A 25394-nucleotide genomic window follows, 5' to 3' on the forward strand; every position below is an offset into this window, starting at 1 on the left:
AGAAATGATACCAATTTTTATAATATCAAACAGAGCCTTCACAGGGAAAAACTTTTTTGCCTTAGGACTGGCTCTTACGCTTAAGGAACGAGGGTTTAAAGTAGGATATATAAGACCACTTGGAAGAATTCCTATTAAAAAGGGTGAAGAGATATTTGATGAAGAAGCTGTCTTCATAAAGGAACTTTTAGGGCTTGAAGAGCCTTTAAGTGTAATATCTCCTTTTGTTTTTACTTATGAAACACAGTACAGACTTTTTGAAGGAGCGGATTTAAAAGTAAAAGAAAGAGTTATGAATTCTTTTTCAAAGCAAAACAATAAAGATTTTGTGCTTGTTGTAGGACCAAATAACATATTTGAAGGATTTGCTCTTGGAATTGATTCTATAAGCTTATTAAAAGAAACTGATGGCAAGGTTATAGCAATTCAACACTGGGATAGTGAGCTCGCTATGGATGATATATTTGGCATAAGGCAGCTAAGTAGTGAAAAATTTATTGGTGCAGTGATAAATAAAGTTCCTCCTGAGCAGTTTCATCATGTTAAAGAAAAAGTAGCTACCTTCATGGAAGGAAAAGGCATAAAAGTTCTGGGAGTTTTTAAAAAAGATAAATTTCTTGAAGCAGTTACAGTAAGAAGACTTATGGAAGCAATAAATGGTGGTTTGGTCTGCTGCGAGAATAAACTTGATGAGTTCGTTGAAAATCTCTCAATTGGAGCAATGGATCCTGAAACAGCTCTTTCATACTTTTTAAGAATTCCTAATAAAGCAGTGATAACAGGGATTCACAGAACAGACATTCAGATTGTTGCAATGGAAACCTCTACGAAGTGCCTGATACTTACTGGTGGAATGCATGCTAATGAAACTGTAACAGGAATTGCCAGAGCTAAAGGTATTCCAATTATTGTTACCCCTCTGGATACATTCACAGCAGTTGACAGAATGGAAAAACTTATGGGTAAAGCTGTGATAAGAGAAAAGGACAAAGCAATGAAAGCAAAAGAAGTTGTCAGTACTGAATTTGACATTGAAGAATTTTTAAGAAGAACTAAATGATTGATATAGAACAGATTCTTCTTGAAAAAGCAAACATCCTTGTTGAAGCTCTCCCTTACATAAGAAAGTTTTATGGTAAAACCTTTGTTATAAAATACGGAGGTGCTGCGCAGAAGGAATCTTTTTTAAAAAATGCCTTTGCTCAGGATATTGTCCTTCTCAATTTTATTGGCATAAAGCCAATTGTTGTTCATGGTGGAGGTCCTAAGATTACGGAACTCATGAAACGTCTTGGTAAAGAGCCTCAATTTATACATGGTCACAGAGTTACTGATAAAGAAACCATGGAGATTGTTGAGATGATTCTCGGAGGAATTATAAACAAAGAAATTGTTCAGCTTATTAATTCTCATGGTGGAAAGGCTGTTGGACTTACGGGTAAAGATGGAGGACTTCTTAGAGCAAAGAAAAAACTTTTGAAAATAAACAATGAAGAGGTTGATCTTGGATTTGTTGGTGAGGTAGAAAGAGTCTGTATAGAGGTACTTGAAACCTTACAAGACAAAGGCTTTATTCCTGTTGTTGCACCGATAGGCTTTGATAAATCTGGACAAAGTTATAATATAAACGCTGATACAGTAGCCTCTGCAGTTGCAGTAGCAGTAAAAGCTGAAAAGCTTATACTACTTACTGATGTAAAGGGAATAACTGATGAAAACAGTGAACTTCTTTCTACTTTGAAGATGGAAGAAGCTTTAAAACTGATACAGCAGCAGGTAATTACAGGAGGTATGATTCCCAAAGTTTATGCCTGTCTTAATGCTTTAAAAGGAGATGTTAAAAAAACTCATATAATAGACGGAAGAATTCCTCACAGTTTACTTCTTGAGATTTTTACTCAAAGAGGTGTTGGCACTGAAGTTATTCAATGAGCAATCCAAGATTATGCATTCAGTATTCTGAGATTTTCCCGGGAAAAAATATAGAGCTTTCAAGGGAAGACAGAAGATATATTTTCAACGTCTTAAGATGTCATAGAGGAGACATTATTTCAATTTTTGATGGTAAAGGAAAAAGCTTTAAGGCAAGAATAATTGATGACATAAGCATAGAAGTTCTTGAAGAGGAAAAACTTATCACAGAAGATGCATTTTCCCTGAGTTTATGTCAGGCACTTCTTAAAGGTGAGAAAATGGAGATGGTTATACAGAAAGCAACAGAGCTGGGAGTAAAAAAAATAATTCCCTTTGTAAGTGAAAGATGTGTAATAAAGGAAACCCGTAAAACTGAAAGATGGAGAAAAATAGCAAAAGAAGCCTCTGAGCAGGCACAAAGAAGCATTGTCCCTGAGATAAATGATGTCATATTTTTCTCTGAATTGATAAAAAAAATAAAAAATGGAATTCTTTTCTGGGAAAAAGCAGAAACTCCCTTAATTCAGATAGTATCTGACATTAATCCTCACCAGGATGTATTTTTATTAATAGGACCAGAAGGAGGCTTCACCCAAAAAGAAGTCACTCAGGCAGCGGAAAAGAACATAAAGATAGCAACGCTTGGTAAAAGAATTTTAAAAGCAGAAACAGCTTCCATTGTAGCAGTTTCGCTGGTAAGTTTTTTACTTGAATGGAAGTTTACTTGTAGAAATGTGATATAATTAATCAGATGGATTCAAAACAAAAGGCTTTAAAAACAGCAAAATTACTTTACGATAAAAAAGCACAGGACATTACAATTCTTGAACTTAAAGATCTTACTATAATCACTGATTACTTTGTCATATGTTCTGCTGAAAGTACAACCCAGGTAAAAGCCCTTACGGAGTATTTAGAAGAAACTATGAAGGTTGAGGGATACAAACCCTATTCTGTAGAAGGATTTTCTTATGCTCACTGGGTTTTAATGGATTATGGTGATGTAATTGTTCATATATTTCTGGAAGAAACAAGAAGGTTTTATGATCTTGAAAGACTATGGCTTGATGCTCCAAGAATTCAGACAGAGTTTACCTTAGATAAAAGCCGTGCAGTGTATAGATAAAGTGTCCTGTTATTGTAAGGCTGTCTTTCTGCCAATCATCAGGCAGGGGCCAGAATGGTTCAGCATCTTTCAGCGCCTTTATTGCCGCATCATCAAGCATTCTGTAACCTGAAGTTCTTAGAAGTTCTATAGCCTTAAGTTTGCCTTTTTTGTCAATTGTAAATCTTATGTAAAGATCACCATATATGCCTCTCTCTGCAGCCTGAGGAGGATACTGCCAGACCCTTTCTATTTTTTCCTTTAACCTTTCAAGATATCCCCAGTCATTAAATTCCTTAGCTGAAAAACTTAATCCTCGTGATTGTTCTAACTCCTGACTTTTTTGAGATTTTCTTGAAAGCCTGGCAATTACATCTTTATCAAAAATATCTGCAGCCCGAGATGGAGTTAACTCTTTAAACTGTTTTTCTGTCTTCAAACTTCCAAAAGAAGCTGTTTCTTTCTGTTTTTCAATACTCTCTCCCTGATTACCTTTTGGAATAGCACTTAAATATTTTGGCTGTTTTGATTCTCTTATGGGAGGAAGCTTTTCAAGGTGTTTTGGTGGAGGAGTTTTTAAAGATGGTGAAATTTTAGGCATTTGCTGAGATAAGGGCACAATTACCACTGATACAGGTTCTTGAGACCTGGCAGGTTTAAAATAATCCTGCAAAATCAGGATAAATATAAACAGCAAAATATGAAAAATACAGGAATAAATTAAAGCTTTCTTCACAATTTTATTTTATCTTAAATTGAGCAATTCTTGAAATTAAGCTTCCGAAGGCTTTTAAATAAAGCGGAATAAGTTTTTTCCCCTGCTTTTTTCTTAACCATAAAGCCATTGCAAGCTCCTGAATGGCAGGGTCTCTGTGAATATTAAGCCAGCGATCCATTCTTTCGTCATTGCCAAACATAAAATCCTGAAACTTCTTCATCATGCTGAATTGCCTCAAAAAATTCTCATTCCAGAGTTTTTCATATAATCTTATATCCCTTTGAATGATTGCTTCTGAGGCAAACTGCGCAGACTTCATAGAATAGTATATCCCTTCAAAGGAAACAGGCATTACACTGCCCAGAGCATCTCCACAGAAAAGAATATTATTCATAAAAAATTTTCTTTTCTTCCATCTCGGAATTTTATACGCTCTCAATTGAAAATAATCTGCCTGCAGGGCAAATCTTTTTTTAAGAAAACCTTCAATAAGACTCTTTAGCTTTTTAATATCCTCTGAACCAGTTCCAACTGAGAAATAGTTTGTGCCTGGAAAAACCCATGAGTAAAAAAATGAAGCATGAGCATTACCAAACCAGAACTCACATGTATCTTTTGTTTGTGAATCTGAAGGAATATGGAGGCTTACTGTCCAGTAATACTCAGGTTTTGGCAGTCCTGTAATGGCACAAACCTTTGAGTTAACCCCATCGGCAGCAATGATGTATTCAGAATAGATTTTTATAACTTTACCTGTTTTTTCTCTTGCCGTTGATTTAAATTTATTGCCAAGATTTTCTATGTTTACCAATTCTGATTCAATAATCTTTACTCCTCTGGTTTCAGACAGTTTTCTTAAGAATGAATCAAAGCTTTGACGATTAAAAATCAGAATTTCTCCATCTGTAAGGGAGACTTCTATTGGTTCTGAAAAGGGAGGAAATATTTTTACTTTTGTTGCTCTGTTAAATTCAACCTCTTTTTGAATTTCATTTAAAATATTAAATTCTTTTAGCCCTGCAGATGGAATTCCTCCTCCACAGGGCTTATTAAAGGAAAGATTTTTTTCAATTAAGACAGTTTCTATCCCTTTTTCTGCAAGTAATCTTGAAGCAGTACTGCCAGCTGGTCCTCCACCGACAACCAAAACTTGGCATTCCATCAATACTCTTTTTTACCCTCAGTCAAACCAAAGGTCAGTGTTTTTTATTGCTTTTTGGTTACAACCAGCACAGGGCATGGAGCATTTCTGATAACTCTCTGTGTAGTGCTGCCTACAAAAAACCTTTCAACGCCACTTCTTGGAAGTGTTCCGATAATTATTAAATCAATGTTGTTTTCTTTTGCATATTTGATAATTTCTTCATATGGAATGCCTCTTAACACGGCAGTTTCAACATTTTTGAAGTCTTCAAGCATATCCGCTCCGAAACTATCAAGATTCTTTTTAGCATGAGCCTCAAGGTCCTTATAAAGCTCTGTTATTGATGGATGTGGGATGTGGAGATTTGATGCTTTCTCAATATCGTAGATAACATGGAGAAGATATAACTTTGCATTAAACATTTTTGCAAGGTCTACAGCATAAGAAAGAGCATACAAGGACTCATCTGAAAAATCTGTTGGTAAAAGAATCTTCTGGAATTTCATAATACCCTCCTAGTTTTTAATGTTTTTTAAGTATATCAATCTCATACCCTCAATTACAAGATGTTTATTCAACAAATGTTTTTTATGCATGTATTTTGAAAGTAATTGAGAGTATCCACCGGTTAAAACAATTTCAAGCTGACGGTTTATTTTTTTTTCAATATCCTCTACTATTCCCTCAATAGCATACACTGTTCCCAGCACTACTCCGCTAAGAATTGCTGAATGAGTATCTATTCCAGGAACATCAAAATCTTTTTCCAGGTCCACCAATGGTAAGCTGGCTGTTTTTTCTTTAAGAGAATAGTTCATCGTGCCTACTCCAGGCATTATTGCTCCTCCAAGAACTTCTCCTTCCTGAGTAACAACTGTTATTGTGGTAGCTGTTCCAGCATCTACAACTGCCACATTTTTTCTGAATAATTCATAGGCAGCCACCGTAGCAGCAAGTCTGTCAACTCCAAAAGACTCTGGATTACGAATCCTTAAAGCCAGTCCTGAAGGAGTTTTGGAGGTAATGACAATTACTTTATTGTAAACTCTTTTTAAAAAAGAAAAAATTTTCTTTGTAAGCTCGGGCACAACAGAACAAACTATGCAATCACAACTTTGATGGTTACTGAATAGATGGGAAAAATTCTCGTATTCCCAATTTAATACTTCCTCTGTATCAAAAGAAATCAGATTAAAGTCAGAACTGTAAGGCGTTCTAAAAAAAGCGAAATTCACAGTGGAATTTCCTATTTTAATCGCCACGAGTTCACTTTGCCCTGAGTAAGGTGACATCTCCTGCACAGATTTTTTCATAAGTTCCATCATTCAGTTTTACTATGAGTCTACCCTCTTCATCTATTGCTTCTGCTGTAGCAACGATTTCTCTATCTGCTAAAACTATTTTAACCTGTCTTCCGATGGTGCCACTGAGTTGCATCCAGCGGTCAATAATTGTTTTTCTCTGTCTTTTTTCAAGTAATTGATACCATTTATCAAACTCTTTAATTATCTCCACTGTAAGAATCTCCCTTGAAAAATCTTCTCCCCTGTATATTTTAAGAGAAGAAGCTATCTCTTTAATCTCTTCTGGTATATCTTCTTCTGTCATATTTACATTAATACCAATACCAACAATAGCGGACTTTATTTTTTCTCCTTCAATCTTCATTTCTGTAAGAATCCCGCCAATCTTTTTATCGTCAATCAGCATGTCATTAGGCCATTTAATCATCACAGGTATGTCAGTATATCTTCTTAAGGCTGTTGTACAAGCCACAACACTTGTTAAAGTAAGCAGTGTAGCATATTTTGGAGGGATATCAGGTTTCAGAGCAATGCTCATATAAAGATTTTTCCCTGAAGGTGAAATCCATTTTCTGCCCAATCTTCCTTTGCCTTTTGTTTGTCTGTCTGCAACCACAACGGTTCCAGAAGGATAACCCTGTTTTAAAAGCTCATTTGCCTTAGAATTGGTTGATTCAACCTCATTATAGATCACAATCTCTTTTCCGATTTCCAATCCAGAAGGTAATGACTTCTTTAGATCTTCAGCTGTAAATTCCATGCTCTTACTCCTCTGGTTTAAGTATTATTACTTCTATTTTCCCTTTAAGTTTTTTAGCAAACTCTTGAGCATCTTTTTCAGAACCAACAATACTTCCATAGTGCATGGGAATTGCTATTTTAGGCTTAATATCCAGTGCAGCCTGAACAGCTTCCTCTGCAGTCATAACATAGGTTCCTGAAACTGGAAGTAAAGCAATATCAACATCTTTAAAAGTTTTCATCTCTGGAATATAATCCGTATCTCCAGCAATATAAATTCTTTTACCCATTACTTTAAAAATATATCCAACCCATCCTTTCTCCTTTGGATGAAACTTTTTGTTTGTATTGTAAGATGGAACAGCTTCTATTTCTATACCTTCTACAGTAATTCTGTCTCCAGGTTTAACAATAACTTCCTTTGCCTTGATCTTACCTGAACAATCCTCTGGAAGAACAACAACTGTATCAGGAGTTAAAAGTTTTTTAATGTCATCAGGGCTGAAGTGATCATAATGTTCGTGAGTAACAAGAATAATGTCAGCTCTGTCAGGTTTTTTAATCTGAAACGGATCAGTGTAAATAACTTTTTCTCCTATGATTTTAAAACTATCGTGTCCAAGCCATTTAATATTCTCCAACATTTTATACCTCCTAAAAGATATTTGATATATAATACTAAATTTTGTTTGAACTTCACAATTTGACTTTTTTCAATTTTTTTTATTAGATTAAATAGTTATCGGGGCGTAGCGCAGCTTGGATAGCGCACCTGCCTTGGGAGCAGGGGGTCGGTGGTTCAAATCCACTCGCCCCGATAGGATTTTCAAGGGTTTTTAAATTTGCATTAACCACATCATTAACCACACGTTCACCACATATAGACTCAAGAGCTTGAATAGCGTTCTGAAGCACTGGTAAAGCCACTTTTGTATAGATCATGGTGGTTGTTATCTGTTCGTGCCCTAACAATGCCTGTATGGCTCTTATGTCTATTCCCTGTTCTAACAGGTGGGTTGCGAAGGTGTGTCTCAGTTGATGTGGCTTAATGGGTCTGTCAATGCCTGCTTTTTTAGCTATTCTCTTAATAGCCTTTCTAATATCAGTTAAAGGTTTACCCGTAACAGGTGATGGAAATACAAGGGGATTGGCGTCGGTTTTAATGCTTTTAAGGGTAATGAGTGCCTGTTTTAGGTGACTGCTCATTGGTATAAATCTTTCCTTGTTGCCTTTGCCTTTCGTAACTTTTATCAGGTTGTATTCGAAGAAAATGTCTGCCCATCTCAGGTTGAAAGCCTCATTCTTTCTCATACCTGCGTGGTAAAGACATAAAAACAATGCATAGTAGAATGGTTCTGTTTTAGCAGCGTTGATAAAATTTACAGCGGTTTGAAAATCAAGCGGTTCAGGTAGCCTGTATCTATGAGGAAGTCGTTTAACATTTTTAAGTGGTTCAAGGGTGTATCCATGTTCGAAAGCAAATCTTGACATTGCACATAGAGTATTCAGTTCAACGTTAACAGCCCTGTATCCTTTAATGCTTTTTTCTTTCATCTGTTTAAGTCTTTTAAGTTTGTAGGCTTCAACAAGTTTTGGGGTGATAAGTTCAAAAGAAAAATTACCAAAGAAAGGGATAAGATTTTTTATAAGTATTCTTTGTTTTTCTTTAAAAGTCTTTTCTGATTGATGGATTCTTACAAAGTCAAGATATTCAAAGGCAATGTCTGATATGGTTTTTGTGGTTTTCTGTTCTCTCTTAGAAAGATGTTTTTTAAGTTCCTGTTCGTATATAACAGCCTCATCGTAAGTTCCCTGAAATACTTCATAGTATCGTTTTTTTCTGCCAAGTCTAACGTCAATAAGCCACTTGTTCTGTTCTGGTTTGTAGGGTCTAACAGACATATTGGTTACTCTACATCAAGCTTTTGTTTAATTTCAAGTGCTTTGCGTCTTGCTCTCTCTTTCAGTTGGTACACTTTAGCATTTGAAACAGTTTGATTGGGTACGAGGTGGTTGTATATGGCTTTTACGAGTTCTTTGAGTTCGTCAACGCTTTGTTTGAGTTCTTTAAGTTCTTTGTCTGACATAGCACTCTTCAGAGAAAGTTTTAAATTTCTTTTTTTCTTTTTCCACTTCAATCAAAACTTTCACCACATCAGAATCAAACCATTGAGGAGTTTTATTCTGGATATAACTCAATGCTAAATCTTTATCGCAGGCTGTTCTGTAAGGTCTATCACACATTAAGGCTGAATAAACGTCCGTTACTGATACAATCTTACTGGCGATAGAAATATCTCTGGCTGTAAGCCCTTTTCTGTATCCTGAACCGTCAAGTCTTTCGTGATGATTTTGAACGACGTCCAGAATAACACGGTAAAGTTCAGTATCTGACAGGGGAAAAAGATACTCTTTTACAAAATTGACACCATGAACTGTGTGTAACGATACAAAGCGTTTTTCAAGGTCTGTAAGTCTTTTGGGTGAGTTCAAAAAACTGTGTGGCAAGTAGAATTTACCGACGTCGTGCAATATCCCCGCTGTTCTTATGCAATATACTGAGACCTCATCGCATCCAAGTTTTCGTGCGATTAACTCTGATAGTTCTCCAACCTTGAATGCGTGAGAAAAATCCCCATTGGAATTAGGGAAAAGGTTCACTATGAAATTTACAAAATTTTTGTTGTTCTTTCCGATGATTTCTAAAAATTTGACGAGATCACTCATAAGCCAAAAAACAGGGATACCGGAGAGAGCAAGATGCTCAACAAGGGAGAAATTTAAACTGTTTATTTGCAAATTTTCACAGAAAAGCACTCCCTTTAGCTCAATAGCTGTTCGTATAGCTTCATCGTCAAACCTTTCTGATTCAACAACGCAGAAACGATTTTTTTCGCTGTGGTTGTTTGAGCCCTGTGGGGAGATAAAAATTATTTCAAACCCCTGTGGGAGGTTCTCCTTCCTCTTGTTGTATGTATTCTGTAAACATACCCAGTAAATTTTCATAGAAAGATATTACTTCTCTGGAGTGAATGGTAAAAACAACCTTGATTTATTTTCAAAATAGATTTCCACCACTTTGTCGCAAATCTCTTTATAAGGGCAATTCAGACAGTTGATGTTATAAACCGTGAATTCTTTGTTAAAAACTTCACCACTACCATAAACTATGCACAAAAGAATTCTATGAAACTCATCCAAAGTCATACTGCTCCCTTGATGAAAACTATGTCATGACATAGTTTTTGTTTTATGCCCATAAAAATATTACCTGAAAAATGAGTAATCTAATAACAGATGTAAGTTAAGTAGGACTTACCGAAAAATCCATTCTAGGATACACTTATCTTAAGAATTTTTAGTTGCAGGCTATTTAAATAACCTGCAATCTTTATAAAAATTAAAATATTAAAAAAGGAGGTAAAAATGGAAATGACAGAATTATTTCAATTAATGAACACAATTGAAACAGTACTTAACATATGCACGGTTTTACTTGTAATTGCGACTCCATTTTTATTCATATTTTGCTGTATACTTATTGCATTTTATTATATCTGTGCAAAATGAAAATTTAATTAGAGAGGGCATTGTCCCTCTCTTTTTTTTTGCATTAAAAACTGTGAATTCAATTTTTAGTTTTATCAATATAGCAAAAACAAAAAACCCCTGCTACGATGAGCAGGGGTTAATTTTTTACAACCTGATAGGCATTAAAAAGTACTGATACTTACCATCTTCATACTTTTCTTCTAAATACAACGCTGATTCTGGAGTATCCAGTTTTAACTCAATTTCATTTTTTTCGCATCTACTGATTCCTTCTATTAGATATTTTGCATTAAAAGCTATTATAAGTTCGTCATCGTTGTACTTAATATCAAGTTTTTCTGCTGCATCTCCTATATCTGAATTAGCTTTTATTTCAAGCTGGTCTTTAGTAAACTTTAAAATTACTGTTTTATTTATTTCATGAGACACAATGGATACTCTTTTTACAGCATTGATAAAGCTTTCTTTATCAACTACTGCAACTTTATTATTTCCCTGTATAATTTGAGCTATAATTGGTTCATAGTTAGGATAAGTTCCACTAGCAAGCCTCGTATAAAACTCATCTGTCTCTTTAAAGCAGATAGTATTTTTAAAAACAATCATCTGTAGGTGGTTTTTAAATGTAATGAATTTTTTCAACTCCAATGCAGACTTTTTAGTAATTAAATAACTGTAAACATTTTCCTCGTCTGTTTCAAAATCATATTTAGAACTTGGCATGTATATCGTATATATTGCCAGTCTATGACCATCGCTTGCTACAAATTCTAAAGTTGTTGCCATTGGGTTATCTTTTATAAGAAGATTATCTAATGCATGATTAATGCTCCCTTGATCACTTAAAGCATACAAAACTTTATCTAGAGCTTTTATTAGTTTATCTGCTGGCATAAAAATACTGTAATCACATCCACCATCATCCATTTCAAACTTCGGGAAATACTCTTCTTTCCCTGTTAGGATTTTAAACTTTGACTTACCCGATTGGATTAAACAATATCCATTATCAAAATCAAGTGTTACAGTATCATCAGGTAAATTTTTAATAATTTCATAAAATTTCTTTGCATTAACACAGGTTTTAAAATCTTGACAGTTATTTTCTATAGGGAGATATGTTTTTATGAAAAGTTCCAAATTCGTTGATGCAAACCCTATTAAATCCTGTTTTACATCAATGAGGCAACTTTCTTGAGTATCTATCCAAGCTACTCCTTGTATTCCCTTTATTTTTTCATATAAATTTTTTCTATCCAATGTTATTGTTATCATATTCTCCTTCTCCTTTTATTTTTTTTGATTAAAAAAGGGAGAGGAAACCTCTCCCTTAAATTAAAACATGCCAAACTGAACTAAACCGTACTTTTTAACTAAATTGTCTATTTCTTCATATTTAACAGTCATTCTGGATACAGATTTTTTCTTGCCTTTAGTTGTAACAATGGATATAGTAACATTGTCTATTTTGGAGATTTTTTCTGGTTTTAGTTTTACTGCTTTATCCTGTTTTCCTGCAACTGCTGATACTGTAAAGATAGTTTCATCACTATTCAGTCCAAGACTTGATTCTATCTCCTTCTTCCTCATTTGAGCCCATGAGGTCTCGGCCCCTGAATAGGTTCTGCCTTCAACAAGTGCTTTTGCCATTTCTTCTATAATAGAACCAGAATCAGAAAACTCTGTTGCAAGTCCCTCAGGGAGATCACCCTCAAGAAGAAGTGCCTGTTCAACTTTCTTTGCAGTTAAAACAAGGGCTGCCTCCTGCATGGTGTTTTCGTAGCAAAAATAATAAACTTTAACAGGCTGTTTCTGACCAATCCTCCAGCTTCTTCTTGCTGCCTGTCTTAATGTGAAAATGTTATATCCAACCTCAAAGAAAACTATGGTTGGGTACTCATATAAGTCTAAACCAAGTTTCACAAGTTCAGGATTTGTTATGAGAACATCAAACTCATGGCTGTGTTTGTTTATCCATTCTTCTCTCTTTTTTGGTTCAATAGTTTCTTGCAGTATACCAACCTTAAACCCTTTTTCTTCCAAAATTTTTTTCAATCTTAGTCTAATATCTCTATTGCCTGTAAAGGTAACATAAACTAAAACTTTTCTGCCTTGACTTTTTTCTTCTTGACAGAGTTTTATAAGTTCTTGTTCTTTGGGCAGTAATGCAATTGGTAACATAGGAGCAGTAATAACATCAATAACTTTGTATTCGCCTGTTTCCTTATTTTTTACTCTTATAACTGCTTTCTCAGGAAATACCACACAACTATCGGGATAACACAAGAGGCTCTGTAACATCGCAGACATTGCTCTAATTTTATGAGTTTTCATTGCCTGTGCAAGTGAATCCTGAAGATTTAAATAAAACTCTTTTTGCATATCATCCATTTTGAAAGTAATCACAATCTCATCATAAGGAGGTAAACCATCAATTACATCTGCAAGTCTAATAAAGCAACTACGATGCAACAAATACTTTCCTACTGCTTCTGGACTTATCCCTGGTCGTTTTTTAACTATAACATTCCTTTTTTTACCTCTACCATACCTATACGATTTCCCCCCATCTTCATCAAGTTTTTGGATTGTTTCAATCACTCCATATTTTTTCAAAAAACTTTCTACTCCTTTGTAGCCAAATTCTTTAAGTTCATGTGGTGCAATCCTGTAAAGAAGATAGAAGGTATCAGTTGCATACCCCCCCACTTAGCGTGCCTGTTAATCCAAGAAAATACTTTGTAGTACCAATAAGCATTCCCATCACATTCCCTTGAAGAGTATCTCCCCCTTTATAGTCGTGAATTTCATCAAGAATAAGCATATTAAATTTGTGCTTAAAATATTTTTTGATATACTCTGCAACTGAATATCTCCTTGGTTTTGGTATTGCCTGCCACAAAGGTTCACGACAAACGGGGCATGTGCATTTTCTGGATTCAAGCATACTTTTTGTATAAGGTCTAAATGAAATTGTATCTACCAATGCACTACCACATTTTGGACAATACAAGTAATCACTTTTAGGTTTTGTTATATATGCAGGTTTCCATGAATAACTGAGTTTTGCCCTTTCCTTGCTTATAACCCATACTTCATGTTTCTGAGGTTTTGGTGCATGTTTAAGAAAATTCAATATTGTTATTGCATCTTTTACTGCAAGGTCAACTACAGTAACATTTGGGATTATCATTTTTGTTTCCCTTATCCATTTTTCTACAAGATGGGTCGGACAAACTACTAAAGTTCTCATTGGTTTAGGTGAACAAGCAACCACTGAAAGAGCAATGGTAGTCTTGCCTGTTCCCATCTCTCCACACACAAAAAGTTTGTTCCTGTTTTCTTTGTAGAGTGCTTTTGATAAACCTTTAATCAATTCTTTTTGAACAGGAAAAGGTTTTCTTAAAAGAGATACAATTTCTTTTTCATATATTTTTTCGCCGGGATTCCATACAGGAGTAAGATTTTTCTCAATGGTTTCTCCAAGAATTTTACTGTTTTCTTCAATAAAACTTTTTAAAGATATAACTCTATTATTTGACATTTATTCCCTCCTAATTTGTTATGATAGGTAGGCTAATTATTGATTGCTTGCTTGCCGGTATGCTAATTTCTTGAATTTTAAATAGTTTACGATTTCATCACAAATGGAATTACTATCAAAATTAGTCTCATAGGCTTGAACATTTATTGTTGTCTTTATTGGGGTAAATATCTTTCTGCTTAAAAAGTATTGATGAAGTTCAGGTATCCATTCGTCAAGAATAGGAATAGGTCTATTATACAAGTATCTCTTATAGCCATCTATCAGCGTTTCATCGGGAAAAACAATTAGATACCAATGAATATTCTCTATGTGAATTACACCATGGTATTTTCCATATCCTATTCTTGTTTTTTTCAATCTTATATGATTCCAATAAGTTTTGTGAGCTTCTATACCATCTATTTTTATTTTATTTCCCATCCCTAAAGTTGCAAATAAACTATTAATAGCACTTTCGGAGCCGTAACAACTTAAAAGTATAATACTTTCGCCATCTATTATTGCCATGTCTCCTTTCAAGGTTAATCCACTAAATTCTATGTTAAAAATTTTATTATTGTTATTTAACATCATACCATTCCTCCTTTGTTATGTCTAAAACTCTTAATACTGTTTGATAGATATCTTTTTCTATGATTTCCTCATCTGTTTCTATTTGAATTCTGTTTCTTACTGTAAAGGCTTTCAGAACTTTGTCTCCGACTAGAACACCATTTAAGGCACCACTTGTTATATATGCAAGTAAATGCCCTTTTCTTAAGGGGAATATCGGAGAAAAATGTTTTTGCACATCAGGAACTTCAAGTCCTGTGAATTTTTTAATGTTTTGAATTGCTGTAGGAAAATATTTTGAAATTTCTTCATCAGACAAACCCTGAGCCTCAAATACAACTATTTTATCCGACTCAGGAAGATTATTGTATCTGAAGGGAAATTCTTTTACTTTATCAATGTATTCAAAATTCTCAGGGATTTCTGATGATTTTAGATCATTTTTATCTTTTTTGATTCCAAACAATATAACTTGCTTAAATTGATTATAAAGTTCTCCTTCTGGGAATCTGTAACATTGAATATCCTTATAGTGAAACGATAACCATGTTCTTAAATCTTTTCTCTGCATTATGTGTTCTGGAACGATATAAATCAATAAACCACCGACTTTGAGCCATTTGTGAGCATGTTTAAAAAAAGTTATCTCCATTCTTTTACCTTCTTTGTCATTGTCGTATGGCGGATTAAGATACAGTATTGAAAAAGCTTCCAGAGGTCTTATTATAGCGTCAAAAATATCGCAATTTATTACTTTTCCACAGTATCCTGCCTGTCTTGCCCTATTTGTATCAAGTTCAATTCCATAGCTTTTTGTTACAAAACCATTGGTTTTGAAAAACTCTAATATTCTACCATCACCACAACAGGGATCAAGTAAATAAATTTGTTTTTTTCTTCCTAAATCCCAATCCATTAATTTTTCAAAATATTTAAAAACTTCCCATGGTGTGGGATAATACCCACACTTTGCTTGTCCTGCTAAACGCATAAAATACCTCCTTTTAAATTTTTTGGTTTGATTTAAAGATATGATTTATTCGGTGAGTCTACTTGAATATCTTTGATAAAATATTACCTTTTTGTTGTAACTTGCTTATAGGGGGGGGGACAATCTCATGCATCGCTTCCTGCTTCACCGACTCCATTTGTTCGCCCTCTCTTATAGAAAAACCTTGATGGTTCTCTCTAAAGGCATAAATTCAGGCTGGTCATCCCTACTTTAGCTATATTTAATGATGCGTTTATTATGTCTCTAATATTTGAATAAAATTTTTCAAAAACAGACTGGGTCCATTGCTAACACAGTTGTTGAAAAATAAATTGCAATAACCATTGGCGATAAAAATTTTTTCAACATATTACTCTCTATTGGATTTTTGATTGGTTTCTCAATACCAATCGGGTTAATAATTCTAGTACTATCGTCTTCTGCAATGCTAAAAGTACTGAAAAAGATTATTGTCAGAATTATTGTTATAGCTAAAATTGCTTTATTTTGAAAACCCTCCACCATTTATTGACAATGGCAATTATATCTACACTTCCAACCTCTTGTGCTTCGTTTAGCATCTCTTAAGCATTCTTCTACCGCTTGAGACTGCGATGTGTATTTCCCTGAAAATGTTCCATCAGTTATAGCATAACCCCCTGAGGAACTAATACATTCTGCCATCCAATAGCAGTTGAACAGTCTTGATTCTTCCTTCTCTGGTTTAACTCGTGGCTCGCAAACAGGCGTGCAAGTCAAACATTGACACTTGCAATTAGGAGGATTACCCCATTCTTTAAGGGTTCCATAACAATCCGTTGGTGTAGGCGGTTGCATGTATTGAGCTTCTGATAAAGAAAACGACACAACTGTGATGAATAAAATAAATATTGCTTTTTTAAACATATTACTGCTTCTCCTGTTCTTTGTCTGACTGCTGAGGCTGCGGTTGTTGTGGTTGCTGACATACAGGATGACATGTATCGCAGGGACAGTAACAGTTCGGTGGATTACCCCATGCCTTAAGGGTAGCTTTACAGTCTACTACAGGTGTTGGTGTTGGGATGTATTCAGAGTAGGCAAGAGTAGAAAAAGCCAAAATGGTTACTAAAATAATACAAACGACTGATTTAAGCATAGTTTATACCTCCTTCTGTGCTTTTTAATACACTTTTTCCTGCTTTTCAGACTCACAGACTTCTTTTACTACATTTTTTATAAGAATGCCATCTTCCCATACTTTTTCGTTAACTTTTTTGCATTTCGTATGAGGTACTACATAATAATTACCAGTCAGAGGCTCTGCTCTGTAGTAGCCTTTACCGTCTTCGGTTCTGTATTCAACTACCTCTCCACTCTAATATGCTTCTTTTAAACCACGCTGAGATATGTCTGCTAAAGTTGCACCAAATACTGCACCCAAAGTAGCACCAATAACTCCACCACGCCATGAGTTTTTCTTATCAAGCAACGCTCCTGCAACCCCACCAACGGCTGCACCTATACCTGCTCCTTCATAGTGAGACTGTTGCAACTGTCCACAGGCAGTGATAAAAAATGTGAATAGGATTAAAACCGATAAAAGTTTCTTCATAAGAGTTTCTCCTTTAGATGTTTCTTTAGATGTTTTTAGGTATTTTCTAATATTTTTTAAATAACATAGTTCTTACAGTTAAATAACATAGTTCTTACAGTTTGTTGATTCATTCAATAAAACTTTTTATAGTTTCATTTTTATTTTTGGTCTTTTGGGCAATGTTTGTTCAATATTTTCTACGATTTTTTTACACATTTTTTCTTTTATATGTAATTCGTAAGCTTTCATAAATAAATGTTCTTCTTTTGTTTTGTCTGTTTTATTTTTTATTTGTTTATACAATTTATCTATTGACTTGCCTTTGTTTTCTACTAAAAAATTTTTTATTTGCTCCATCTGTTTATGGTTAAAATCAAATTTTGCATATAATTTTACTTGTTCCATAGATAATTTATATTTAAATCCCGATCTTATTTCTACCATTTGATTACTATCAAATTCAGGTTTTGTGTACAGTAACACCTGTTCCATGGTCAATCCATCTTCAAATCCTTTTCTTATTTGTTCCATTTGATCCAAGGTAAAATTTGGTTCTGCAAAGATTTTTACTTGTTCTATGGACAAACTATTTCTAAAACCAAGTTTTATTTGGTGCATCTGCCAGGCATTAAATTCTGGTTTTGCATAGAATAAAACCTGTTCCATGGATAATCCATTTTGAAATCCCAACCTGATCTGTTCCATTTGAAGTATATCAAATTCTGGCTTTGCGTAAATTTTTACTTGTTCTACTGATAAACCGTATTCAAATCCTAATCTGATCTGTTTCATTTGATCTTTATCAAAATCTGATTTAGTCAATATTTACCTCCTCTTTTAAAACAAATTCCAGGGTGGAAATGTCAAAATTTCCATGTTTGTTCTGGCTTTCTTTTCTATAAACTATTTTGAATACAAAGTTTTCGTTTGTATTGTGATAGCGTGATAAGTCAAATATAACCTCAACTGAAAGTTTTCCCATTTGATTAAGAAAACATTCTATTTCTGTAAAAAGTTCGTAAAGGCAATCCCACGGATAATCTTTCTCGTTTGATACAACCAGAATTCTATCTTTCTTTTGAGATATATAAAAGAATAAACCGTCTTTTGTTTCTATTTTTTTTATTTTGCATTCTCCTTTTAATTATTTATAGCAAACCTTTTGTTTTTAACATTTCCTGAATTTCAATATTGCTGTATCTTAAATACATAGCAGTGGTATTTAGTGATGCATGCCCAAGTAATTGCTGGACCGCAGTTACAGGAATTCCTGCACGGAGAAGTTCTATTGCACGGGTGTGCCTTAAAACATGTGGGTGTGCAATTTCGTCAGGAATACCTGCTTTTTTACAGAGTTGCCTGAACACTACGAAAAAATTGTTTCTTTTGAGTTTAAAAACCTTACCCTCCATTTTAGGATGCAGTTTCGTAAAACGCAGGTATTCAGAAATAACCCGATCGGGCACGGGAACGATTCTGTATTGATTCTTTTTCTTCTCACTTCTTTTAAGTGTAATAAGTCTTACTGTTGAGTTTCTAAAATCTAAGTCTCTCGTTTCGTCAATATTTAAAACCTCAGACACTCTTGCCCCTGTGTAGCGTAAGAATAAAAATACCAGCCAGTATCTACCTCTTACGATACTTCTTTTTTCTTCAAACCACTTCTGAAACTCAAAGGTGAGCCTGTTAAGTTCATCTTCTGTAAGATGATATATTTCCTCTTGAATAGAAACACTTTGTAAAGGGTTAAAATTATTTTTTTGCACAAGCATAACATTATGCTAAAGGAAATGTTATAGATAAGTCAACAAAAAATAAAAAATCAAAATGTAAAGTGATACAAAACAGATGCTATCTATAACAAAACTGAACTTTTGTTATAGATAAGTCATTGCTTCACCAAAAAGTAATATATCTTTAAGAAAAAGTTCAGTAGAACCTACCGAAAATTTTCTCATCTTAAAAAAAACACAATACCAAAAGAAAGGAGGTAACTTATGTTTTTTGACGAAATAAAAGACAAAATTAAACAAATTTCAATCAAAGATTATCTTGAAACAGTATACGGATGTGAATTTAAAAGAGTTGGTAACTCATGGTTTTGTTTAAGCCCTCTGAGGGCTGAAAACAATCCATCATTCTCTGTGAAAATGCCAGAAGAAAACTTCTGGTATGATTTTGGCATTGGAGAAGGTGGAGATATATTCAAACTGGTACAGAAACTTGAAAACTGCACATTCATGGAAGCTTACGAAAGATTAAAAAATTTTCTTGGAATAGTCCCTGAAATGAAAAATCGGAAAGTTGAGAAAATTTTAAAGAAAAACAATCTTGATAAAGCTCAACATGCTCAAAGTTTTTACAGAACAATCGTTAAAACTTCAAATGAAATACTCATAAGAAGATACTTTAAAACATTCGGTTTACCTTTTTACACAGAATTCGGAGTAGCAGAATACACAAGCATTAAAGGGGAACAATTCGTAGTATTTCCATGTCCTGATAAAACTAACATTATCAGTCTTGAATGTAGAGCAATTAAAACGATTAATGGTTATATTGAAGAAGTAAGAGACGAATATGGAAAGAAAATCAAACGCACCATTGGCAACAAGTACCCTTGGGTTTTTTACAGAACGTCAGAAGCTATTGTAACTGAATCAATCTTTGACTGTCTTGCAGGAGAATTAATCTATGGAAATCACTTAACGCTTGTAGCTCTTAACGGTGTGGGCAACGTAAAACTTCTCCCTGACGTCATTCACAAATATAATCTTACAACTGTTCATCTTGCATTAGATAACGATGAACCCGGGAAAATTGCCACACAAAAAGCAATAGAACTAATACCCAATGAGATAGACACTTTTATAAAAAAAGACCATGTAAGAGCAGGAGTAAAAGATTTATATCAACTAATAAAAATTAAAGCAGAAAAGGAGGAGTTATGCTGGCAGAAATTATCGAAAAAATAGCAGGTTTTGAAGCAAAGGGAAGTCAATACTATCCAAGACCATCCCTTGCAGGACCAGAACGCTGCTTGAGACAGCTTGTTTATATGGCCAAAGGAATACCTGGGAAAAAGAAAGAAGACAGATTCCACCTGATTCTTGATGACTCCAGCTGGCACGAAGAATTGACATTAGATTGGTTGAGAAAATCCGCATTTAAAGTACATTCCGAACAATTAGAAATTGAATGTGGTACAGTAAAATGGAAAGGTAGAGACTTCCCTCTAAAAGGACACATTGATGGAATAATTACAGACGTACAGGGAAAAGATTACCTGCTGGAACACAAGGCAATAAATCATTTCAGTTTTCAAAGATATTTAGAAAAAGACTATCCGTTAGACTACCTTACCCAATGCTGTCTTTACATTGTAGGGTTACAAAAACTGAATCCTGAAATTAACGAAGGGATTCTACTGATCAAAAACAAAAATACATCGCAGTACTTAGAGTTTAGACTTCATTACGATTCAAAGAACGACATCCTCTACGTACCTGAAGTGTGTGGCTCAAATGGATACAGAAGAGAAGGAACGATTTTTAAAAATCTCTATAACTCTGCGATTGAAAGACTGAATCAGATTGAGCATTATTGTAATGTTAACGATCTCCCACCAAGACAGTACACTTTAAACGATTGGCAATGTAATTACTGTCCATACAATGAAATCTGCTATGAAAATTATCAGGAAGAATTCAATCAACTGGAGGCGATTCAGCTGTCTGAAGACTATCAGAGTTTACTTGAGGAGTATGAGGTTTTAAATGAACAAAAGAAAATAGCTGAACAGAGATTAGAAGAAATAAAGGAAGAATTAAAAAAAATCCTTTTGAATGCAAATGCAAAAGCAGGAAAAATCGGAGCTTTTACGATTACGAGAAATATACAGTTGAGAAAGCAAATAAACAAAGACAAAATTCCACCAGAACTTATCCCTGTAATTTATGAGGAAAAATTGTTTGAAACTTTAACTATTAAAAAACAATAAAAACTCAAAATAAAAAACTAAATAAAAAGGAGGTATAAACTATGATAGTAACACAAAAAATAACAAAAGTTGCAGGAATTTCAGAGAAAAGAAGACTCCCAAGATTAGGAAAGATTCGTCTTGGAGTCAAAGCAATTAATCCAAAAACAGGGAACGAATATCCTAAGGAAGTTGATTACTTTGTTGTTCCACCGGAAGTTGCAAAGGTTTACGGTGAAAAACCAAAAGAGCTTGATATTATGTTCCCAATCAATAACATTGAAGTAATATTTCCTCAAGCTTACAAGTGGTACGGAGACACCAAGGGACTGAAGTGTATAGGCAATGGACAGATTGCATATAGACTTGATGAAAAAACAGGGGAAATGATTGAGAGGGAATGTCCATGCGAAATTTTAAGTAACAATGGCGGATGCATGTTAAGAGGTCATTTGTTAGTAATTCTTCCCAGAGTAAACATGGGTGGGGTTTATCAGATAGATGTCGGGTCTTACAACTCGATTATAAATATCAACAGTGCTTTAGAGTACATAGAGGCTCTTATTGGTAGATTCGCAATGGTTCCCTTAAAATTGAGAAGAGTTCCAAAAGAAATCCCTTATGAGGGGAAATTAAGAACGCATTATCCCCTTCAAATATTTTTTGAGGGAGATATAAATCTCATCAATGCCCTCAGGGAAGATAATAAAAGAATCATCATGGCAACTGAAAATCTTGCATTACCTGCACCTGAGGATATTAACCCGAAACATGATCCTGAAGCGGTAGTGGTGGTTGAAAATGGTGAAAACGAAGATGAATCAGTAAATGAAAATTCTCAAACAACAACTGTTACCCCTGTCCCTGCAAAAAAAGTTGCAACAGCACCAAAATCTCCTGTACAGAAACCTGCACCAGAGGTAAAACCACCAACAGATGTACAACTCAATGCGATAAGAAATATCGCATTAAGAAATGGTTATGATGAAGGGATAATAGAAACTTTCTTATCTCAGGTTGCATCAATAAAAGATGCAAGTAACATCATAACCACTTTTGGCAAAGGTGATTTCACCTTACTTGATAAATTCATCGCAGAACTCGATGTTGAAGAAGTGGAAGTGCCTGAGGAAGTAACTACTCAGGAACCTTTTTAAAAAATTTAAAGCCACCCCTTGTGGGTGGCTTTTTTTAACATAGGAGGTTTTATGATTGTAAAATTTCTTAAATCAATTAACATAAAAATAAAAGACAAAACCCGTTTTTATCAACAAGGGCAAATAGTAAACCTTCCAGATACAACGGCAGAATTTTTAACTAAAAATGGATTTACAATAATGTACCCCAAAAATACAGAACAATGTATACATCCTTTTGTCTGTGAAATAATGAATGAAAAAGAGGGATGTGCTTTTATACAGTCTGACATGAAAAATGCCTGTTGCGGTCCTTACAAGAAAACACAAGATGGAGGAATTATAAGCCATCTTGGACTCCCTGCTGTTTCAAATTCAGATTTGCAAAGTAATATAAATATAAAGTGATCCCTCAGTAGAATTACGAAAAAAAGGGAGAGTTTTTTACTCTCCCTTTTTTTATTTCTTTTTAAAAAAATATTCAACAAAAGGAGGTAACATGAAAATCATCAAACCAAGAATTCCTGTAGAAGTTGTACTTTTTATGCGTAAAGCACACAAAGTTGTAGGTAACAAAAAAAGGCAGTTAAGTAAAGAAGAATGCAGAAAATTTAAAAACAAAAAAAATTCAATAATTAAAAACTACACAAAGGAGGTTCAGTATGACTTTTAATGAGTATCAAGAAAAAGCGAGACGAACTGCTATTTATCCTGAGGGCTGGGTTTATCCTGCTTTAGGACTTTGTGGGGAAGCAGGGGAGGTGGCGGAAAAATTAAAAAAATACATTCGTGATGGAAAAACTTGTTCTGAAGTAAGAGAAGAACTTATTAAAGAATTAGGAGATGTTTTATGGTATATTGCAAATCTTGCTTATGAATTTGAAATTTCATTAGAAGAAATAGCAGAAAAAAATATTGAAAAACTTTTATCAAGAAAAGAGAGAAACAAATTACATGGTAATGGAGATGATAGATAAAGGAGGTGTTATAAATGTTTAAAAACATAATAAAGCGTGATGGTCGTATAGTTCCTTTTGACCCTGAAAAAATTACAATAGCCATATCAAAAGCTGGTACAGCAACAGGGGAGTTTGACTATGAAACTGCAAGAAGGCTAACTATTAAAGTTTTACTTCTTGCTGAGGAATTAATACAGAATCGTGATCCTCATGTAGAGGAAATACAGGACATTGTAGAAGAAATTCTTTTAAGTAGCCCTTATAGAAAAACTGCAAAAGCATATATCATTTATCGTGATCAGCATGCAAAAATGCGTGAAATAGCATCACAGAATAGTATTGAACTTATTGATAGTTATCTCAGTAAAGTAGATTGGCGGGTTAATGAGAATGCTAATGTGCATTATTCTCTACAGGGACTTAATAACTATATATCAAGTGAAATAAGCAAAACCTATTGGCTAAACAAGATTTATCCACCAGAAGTAAGAGATGCATATAAGAATGGAGATATACATATCCATGATCTTGGGTTAATTAGTGCTTACTGTGTAGGTTGGGATTTGCAAGATTTATTGAGAGTAGGTTTTAGAGGTTTAAAAGGCAGAGTGGAGTCAAAACCACCAAAGCATTTCAGAGTAGCACTTATGCAGGCAGTCAATTTCTTATATACATTACAGAACGAGACCGCAGGAGCATCCGCTTTTAGCAACTTTGATACATTATTAGCTCCTTTTATTTACTATGATAATCTCAACTATAAACAGGTTAAACAATGTATTCAAGAATTTTTATTTAATATCAATGTTCCTACAAGAACTGCGGGGCAGGTACCATTTACAAATATAACTTTAGATTTAACAGTACCACCGCACTTAAGGGATCAAGCTGTAATAATTGGGGGCGAATATCAGGATAAAACTTATGGAGAGTTTCAAGAGTATTTAAATATGTTTAACGAAGCATTATTTGAAGTAATGGAAGAAGGGGATGCGTCTGGTAGAGTTTTTTCATTTCCTATTCCGACAATCAATATAACAAAAGATTTTGATTGGGAAAATCCTGTTGTTCAGAAAATGCTTAAATTAACTGCAAAATATGGAACATTCTATTTTGCAAACTTCGTAAACTCAGACATGAACCCCGAGGATACATATAGTATGTGTTGCAGGCTTCGTTTAAATAAAAAGGAATTACTTAAAAAAGGAGGGGGTCTGTTTGGTGCAAATGCTTTAACAGGAAGTATAGGCGTTGTTACCATAAATCTCCCAAGAATTGGATATTTAAGTAGTTCTGAAGAAGACTTCTTTGAAAGACTTGAAAAAATGATGAATATTGCTAAAACATCTCTTGAAATTAAACGCAAAGTAATTGAAAGACTTACAGAAAATGGATTATATCCTTATGCCAAATTTTATTTAAGAAGTGTAAAAGAAAAAACAGGCAAATATTGGGCAAATCACTTTTCAACGATAGGTATAATTGGGATGAATGAATCCATAGCAAACGCAAAATGGTTAAATTCAAAAGGAATATGGACAGAGGGAGGGAAAGCATTTGCATTGAAGGTAATGGATTTCATGCGTGAAATGTTAGTAAAATTTCAAGAAGAAACAGGTAACCTTTACAATCTTGAAGCAACACCGGCGGAAGGAACAAGTTACAGGCTTGCAAAAATTGATAAACAGAAGTATCCTGATATAATTACACAGGGCAGGGAAAATCCCTATTACACAAACTCAACATGGTTACCTGTAAACTTTACAGAGTCAATAACTTATATTCTTGATCATCAGGATGAACTTCAGAGTAAATATACAGGTGGAACAGTTATTCATCTATTTTTAGGGGAACAACCAGACCCTGAAAGGCTGAAAAACTTTATAAAGGCAGTTTTTGAAAGATATAAACTTCCTTATATAAGCATTACTCCCACATTTAGTATTTGCCCTGAATGTGGATATATAGAAGGAGAACATCAAAGTTGTCCAAAATGTGGAAATGAATGTGAAGTTTATTCTCGTGTAGTAGGTTATTTGCGACCTGTGAGTAGTTGGAATCAAGGAAAAAAAGAAGAGTTTAAAGACAGAAAATATTTGGAATTAAAACTTGTAGCGTAATAACACACTTAAACAGAGGGCTGGAGAATCAGTCCTCTGTTTAAAAATAAGAAACA

30 protein-coding genes, 1 tRNA gene and 1 pseudogene are annotated in these 25394 nt (G+C 34.2%); 12 read left to right on the forward strand and 20 right to left on the reverse strand.

The window, feature by feature from the left end; all coding sequences use genetic code 11:
- The first annotated feature begins 4 nt into the window (after positions 1–4).
- From V4D30_RS00645 to rsfS, 4 genes are read left to right on the forward strand one after another with little or no spacing between them, the layout of a single operon-like run.
- Complete coding sequence (locus tag V4D30_RS00645; protein WP_353684324.1) at positions 5–1060, forward strand: DRTGG domain-containing protein; 1056 nt, start codon at positions 5–7, stop codon at positions 1058–1060.
- On the forward strand, positions 1057–1932 hold the full coding sequence (gene argB, locus V4D30_RS00650) for an acetylglutamate kinase (protein ID WP_353684325.1): 876 nt from the start codon (positions 1057–1059) through the stop codon (positions 1930–1932). The genes V4D30_RS00645 and argB overlap by 4 nt, the downstream gene beginning before the upstream one ends.
- Positions 1929–2657 (forward strand): 16S rRNA (uracil(1498)-N(3))-methyltransferase, encoded by a 729-nt coding sequence (locus V4D30_RS00655; protein ID WP_353684326.1) that lies wholly within the window; start codon positions 1929–1931, stop codon positions 2655–2657. The genes argB and V4D30_RS00655 overlap by 4 nt, the downstream gene beginning before the upstream one ends.
- Positions 2658–2665: 8 nt before the next feature.
- Positions 2666–3040 carry a ribosome silencing factor gene (gene rsfS, locus V4D30_RS00660; protein WP_353684327.1) on the forward strand — a complete coding sequence of 125 codons (375 nt, stop codon included), beginning with the start codon at positions 2666–2668 and terminating at the stop codon, positions 3038–3040.
- Here the strand turns inward: rsfS and V4D30_RS00665 are convergent.
- Genes V4D30_RS00665 through V4D30_RS00690 form a run of 6 tightly spaced genes read right to left on the reverse strand, consistent with a single transcriptional unit; the run spans position 3006 to position 7570 of the window.
- Positions 3006–3755, reverse strand: coding sequence for an energy transducer TonB (locus tag V4D30_RS00665; RefSeq protein ID WP_353684328.1), 750 nt, complete (start codon positions 3753–3755; stop codon positions 3006–3008). The two genes, rsfS and V4D30_RS00665, sit on opposite strands and share 35 nt — an antisense overlap.
- A 4-nt stretch (positions 3756–3759) precedes the next feature.
- Complete coding sequence (locus tag V4D30_RS00670; protein ID WP_353684329.1) at positions 3760–4899, reverse strand: NAD(P)/FAD-dependent oxidoreductase; 1140 nt, start codon at positions 4897–4899, stop codon at positions 3760–3762.
- Between the two features lie 44 nt (positions 4900–4943).
- On the reverse strand, positions 4944–5387 hold the full coding sequence (locus V4D30_RS00675; protein ID WP_353684330.1) for a universal stress protein: 444 nt from the start codon (positions 5385–5387) through the stop codon (positions 4944–4946).
- A gap of 9 nt (positions 5388–5396) precedes the next feature.
- Positions 5397–6194, reverse strand: coding sequence for a type III pantothenate kinase (locus V4D30_RS00680; protein WP_353684331.1), 798 nt, complete (start codon positions 6192–6194; stop codon positions 5397–5399).
- Positions 6148–6945 carry a biotin--[acetyl-CoA-carboxylase] ligase gene (locus V4D30_RS00685; RefSeq protein WP_353684332.1) on the reverse strand — a complete coding sequence of 266 codons (798 nt, stop codon included), beginning with the start codon at positions 6943–6945 and terminating at the stop codon, positions 6148–6150. Before V4D30_RS00685 ends, V4D30_RS00680 begins: the two co-directional genes overlap by 47 nt.
- 4 nt (positions 6946–6949) lie before the next feature.
- A complete protein-coding gene (locus V4D30_RS00690; RefSeq protein ID WP_353684333.1) occupies positions 6950–7570 on the reverse strand; it encodes an MBL fold metallo-hydrolase in 621 nt (206 codons plus the stop codon).
- Between the two features lie 99 nt (positions 7571–7669).
- Here V4D30_RS00690 and V4D30_RS00695 point away from each other — a divergent pair.
- A tRNA-Pro gene (locus tag V4D30_RS00695) sits at positions 7670–7744 on the forward strand.
- Between the two features lie 115 nt (positions 7745–7859).
- On the opposite strand, the pseudogene V4D30_RS00700 reads toward V4D30_RS00695, so the two are convergent.
- The 14 genes and pseudogenes from V4D30_RS00700 to V4D30_RS00765 form a co-directional block, all read right to left on the reverse strand.
- A pseudogene (locus V4D30_RS00700) lies at positions 7860–8828 on the reverse strand (site-specific integrase); the annotation flags it as partial.
- A gap of 5 nt (positions 8829–8833) precedes the next feature.
- Complete coding sequence (locus V4D30_RS00705) at positions 8834–9013, reverse strand: hypothetical protein (RefSeq protein WP_353684334.1); 180 nt, start codon at positions 9011–9013, stop codon at positions 8834–8836.
- The gene (locus V4D30_RS00710) at positions 8994–9932 is read right to left on the reverse strand and encodes an HD domain-containing phosphohydrolase (protein WP_353684335.1); all 939 of its coding nucleotides are present in this window, start codon (positions 9930–9932) and stop codon (positions 8994–8996) included. The genes V4D30_RS00705 and V4D30_RS00710 overlap by 20 nt, the downstream gene beginning before the upstream one ends.
- A gap of 9 nt (positions 9933–9941) precedes the next feature.
- Entirely contained in the window at positions 9942–10127 is a 186-nt protein-coding gene (locus V4D30_RS00715) for a hypothetical protein (protein ID WP_353684336.1), read from the reverse strand.
- A gap of 495 nt (positions 10128–10622) precedes the next feature.
- Positions 10623–11753, reverse strand: a complete 1131-nt coding sequence (gene dnaN, locus V4D30_RS00720; RefSeq protein ID WP_353684337.1) for a DNA polymerase III subunit beta — start codon at positions 11751–11753, stop codon at positions 10623–10625.
- 60 nt (positions 11754–11813) lie between these two features.
- Complete coding sequence (locus V4D30_RS00725) at positions 11814–13187, reverse strand: DEAD/DEAH box helicase (protein ID WP_353684338.1); 1374 nt, start codon at positions 13185–13187, stop codon at positions 11814–11816.
- Positions 13168–14022 carry a DEAD/DEAH box helicase family protein gene (locus tag V4D30_RS00730; RefSeq protein WP_353684339.1) on the reverse strand — a complete coding sequence of 285 codons (855 nt, stop codon included), beginning with the start codon at positions 14020–14022 and terminating at the stop codon, positions 13168–13170. Before V4D30_RS00730 ends, V4D30_RS00725 begins: the two co-directional genes overlap by 20 nt.
- Positions 14023–14058: 36 nt before the next feature.
- Positions 14059–14598: a hypothetical protein gene (locus tag V4D30_RS00735; protein WP_353684340.1), complete on the reverse strand. Its 540-nt coding sequence runs from the start codon at positions 14596–14598 to the stop codon at positions 14059–14061.
- Positions 14585–15568: a DUF6094 domain-containing protein gene (locus tag V4D30_RS00740; protein ID WP_353684341.1), complete on the reverse strand. Its 984-nt coding sequence runs from the start codon at positions 15566–15568 to the stop codon at positions 14585–14587. Before V4D30_RS00740 ends, V4D30_RS00735 begins: the two co-directional genes overlap by 14 nt.
- Before the next feature lie 907 nt (positions 15569–16475).
- Positions 16476–16706 (reverse strand): hypothetical protein, encoded by a 231-nt coding sequence (locus tag V4D30_RS00745; protein WP_353684342.1) that lies wholly within the window; start codon positions 16704–16706, stop codon positions 16476–16478.
- Between the two features lie 219 nt (positions 16707–16925).
- Positions 16926–17162 (reverse strand): glycine zipper 2TM domain-containing protein, encoded by a 237-nt coding sequence (locus tag V4D30_RS00750; protein WP_353684343.1) that lies wholly within the window; start codon positions 17160–17162, stop codon positions 16926–16928.
- Positions 17163–17288: 126 nt separating this feature from the next.
- Positions 17289–17966 (reverse strand): hypothetical protein, encoded by a 678-nt coding sequence (locus V4D30_RS00755; RefSeq protein ID WP_353684344.1) that lies wholly within the window; start codon positions 17964–17966, stop codon positions 17289–17291.
- Positions 17959–18126, reverse strand: coding sequence for a hypothetical protein (locus tag V4D30_RS00760; RefSeq protein WP_353684345.1), 168 nt, complete (start codon positions 18124–18126; stop codon positions 17959–17961). Before V4D30_RS00760 ends, V4D30_RS00755 begins: the two co-directional genes overlap by 8 nt.
- Before the next feature lie 166 nt (positions 18127–18292).
- Positions 18293–18916, reverse strand: coding sequence for a site-specific integrase (locus V4D30_RS00765; protein ID WP_353684346.1), 624 nt, complete (start codon positions 18914–18916; stop codon positions 18293–18295).
- Between the two features lie 225 nt (positions 18917–19141).
- On the opposite strand from V4D30_RS00765, the gene V4D30_RS00770 reads away from it, so the two are divergent.
- The 7 genes from V4D30_RS00770 to V4D30_RS00800 all read left to right on the forward strand — a co-directional run bounded on the left by V4D30_RS00770 (position 19142) and on the right by V4D30_RS00800 (position 25338).
- A complete protein-coding gene (locus V4D30_RS00770) occupies positions 19142–20119 on the forward strand; it encodes a CHC2 zinc finger domain-containing protein (RefSeq protein ID WP_353684347.1) in 978 nt (325 codons plus the stop codon).
- Positions 20092–21144 (forward strand): PD-(D/E)XK nuclease family protein, encoded by a 1053-nt coding sequence (locus V4D30_RS00775; protein ID WP_353684348.1) that lies wholly within the window; start codon positions 20092–20094, stop codon positions 21142–21144. The genes V4D30_RS00770 and V4D30_RS00775 overlap by 28 nt, the downstream gene beginning before the upstream one ends.
- Positions 21145–21185: 41 nt before the next feature.
- Positions 21186–22280 (forward strand): hypothetical protein, encoded by a 1095-nt coding sequence (locus V4D30_RS00780; RefSeq protein ID WP_353684349.1) that lies wholly within the window; start codon positions 21186–21188, stop codon positions 22278–22280.
- Between the two features lie 51 nt (positions 22281–22331).
- Entirely contained in the window at positions 22332–22667 is a 336-nt protein-coding gene (locus V4D30_RS00785; protein ID WP_353684350.1) for a hypothetical protein, read from the forward strand.
- Positions 22668–22758: 91 nt separating this feature from the next.
- Positions 22759–22932, forward strand: a complete 174-nt coding sequence (locus V4D30_RS00790; RefSeq protein ID WP_353684351.1) for a hypothetical protein — start codon at positions 22759–22761, stop codon at positions 22930–22932.
- Positions 22922–23236: a nucleoside triphosphate pyrophosphohydrolase family protein gene (locus V4D30_RS00795; protein WP_353684352.1), complete on the forward strand. Its 315-nt coding sequence runs from the start codon at positions 22922–22924 to the stop codon at positions 23234–23236. Before V4D30_RS00790 ends, V4D30_RS00795 begins: the two co-directional genes overlap by 11 nt.
- A gap of 14 nt (positions 23237–23250) precedes the next feature.
- Positions 23251–25338, forward strand: a complete 2088-nt coding sequence (locus tag V4D30_RS00800; RefSeq protein WP_353684353.1) for a ribonucleoside triphosphate reductase — start codon at positions 23251–23253, stop codon at positions 25336–25338.
- Positions 25339–25394 lie beyond the last annotated feature (56 nt).

The organism is Thermodesulfovibrio sp. 3907-1M, from assembly GCF_040450955.1.
GTDB lineage: Bacteria > Nitrospirota > Thermodesulfovibrionia > Thermodesulfovibrionales > Thermodesulfovibrionaceae > Thermodesulfovibrio > Thermodesulfovibrio autotrophicus.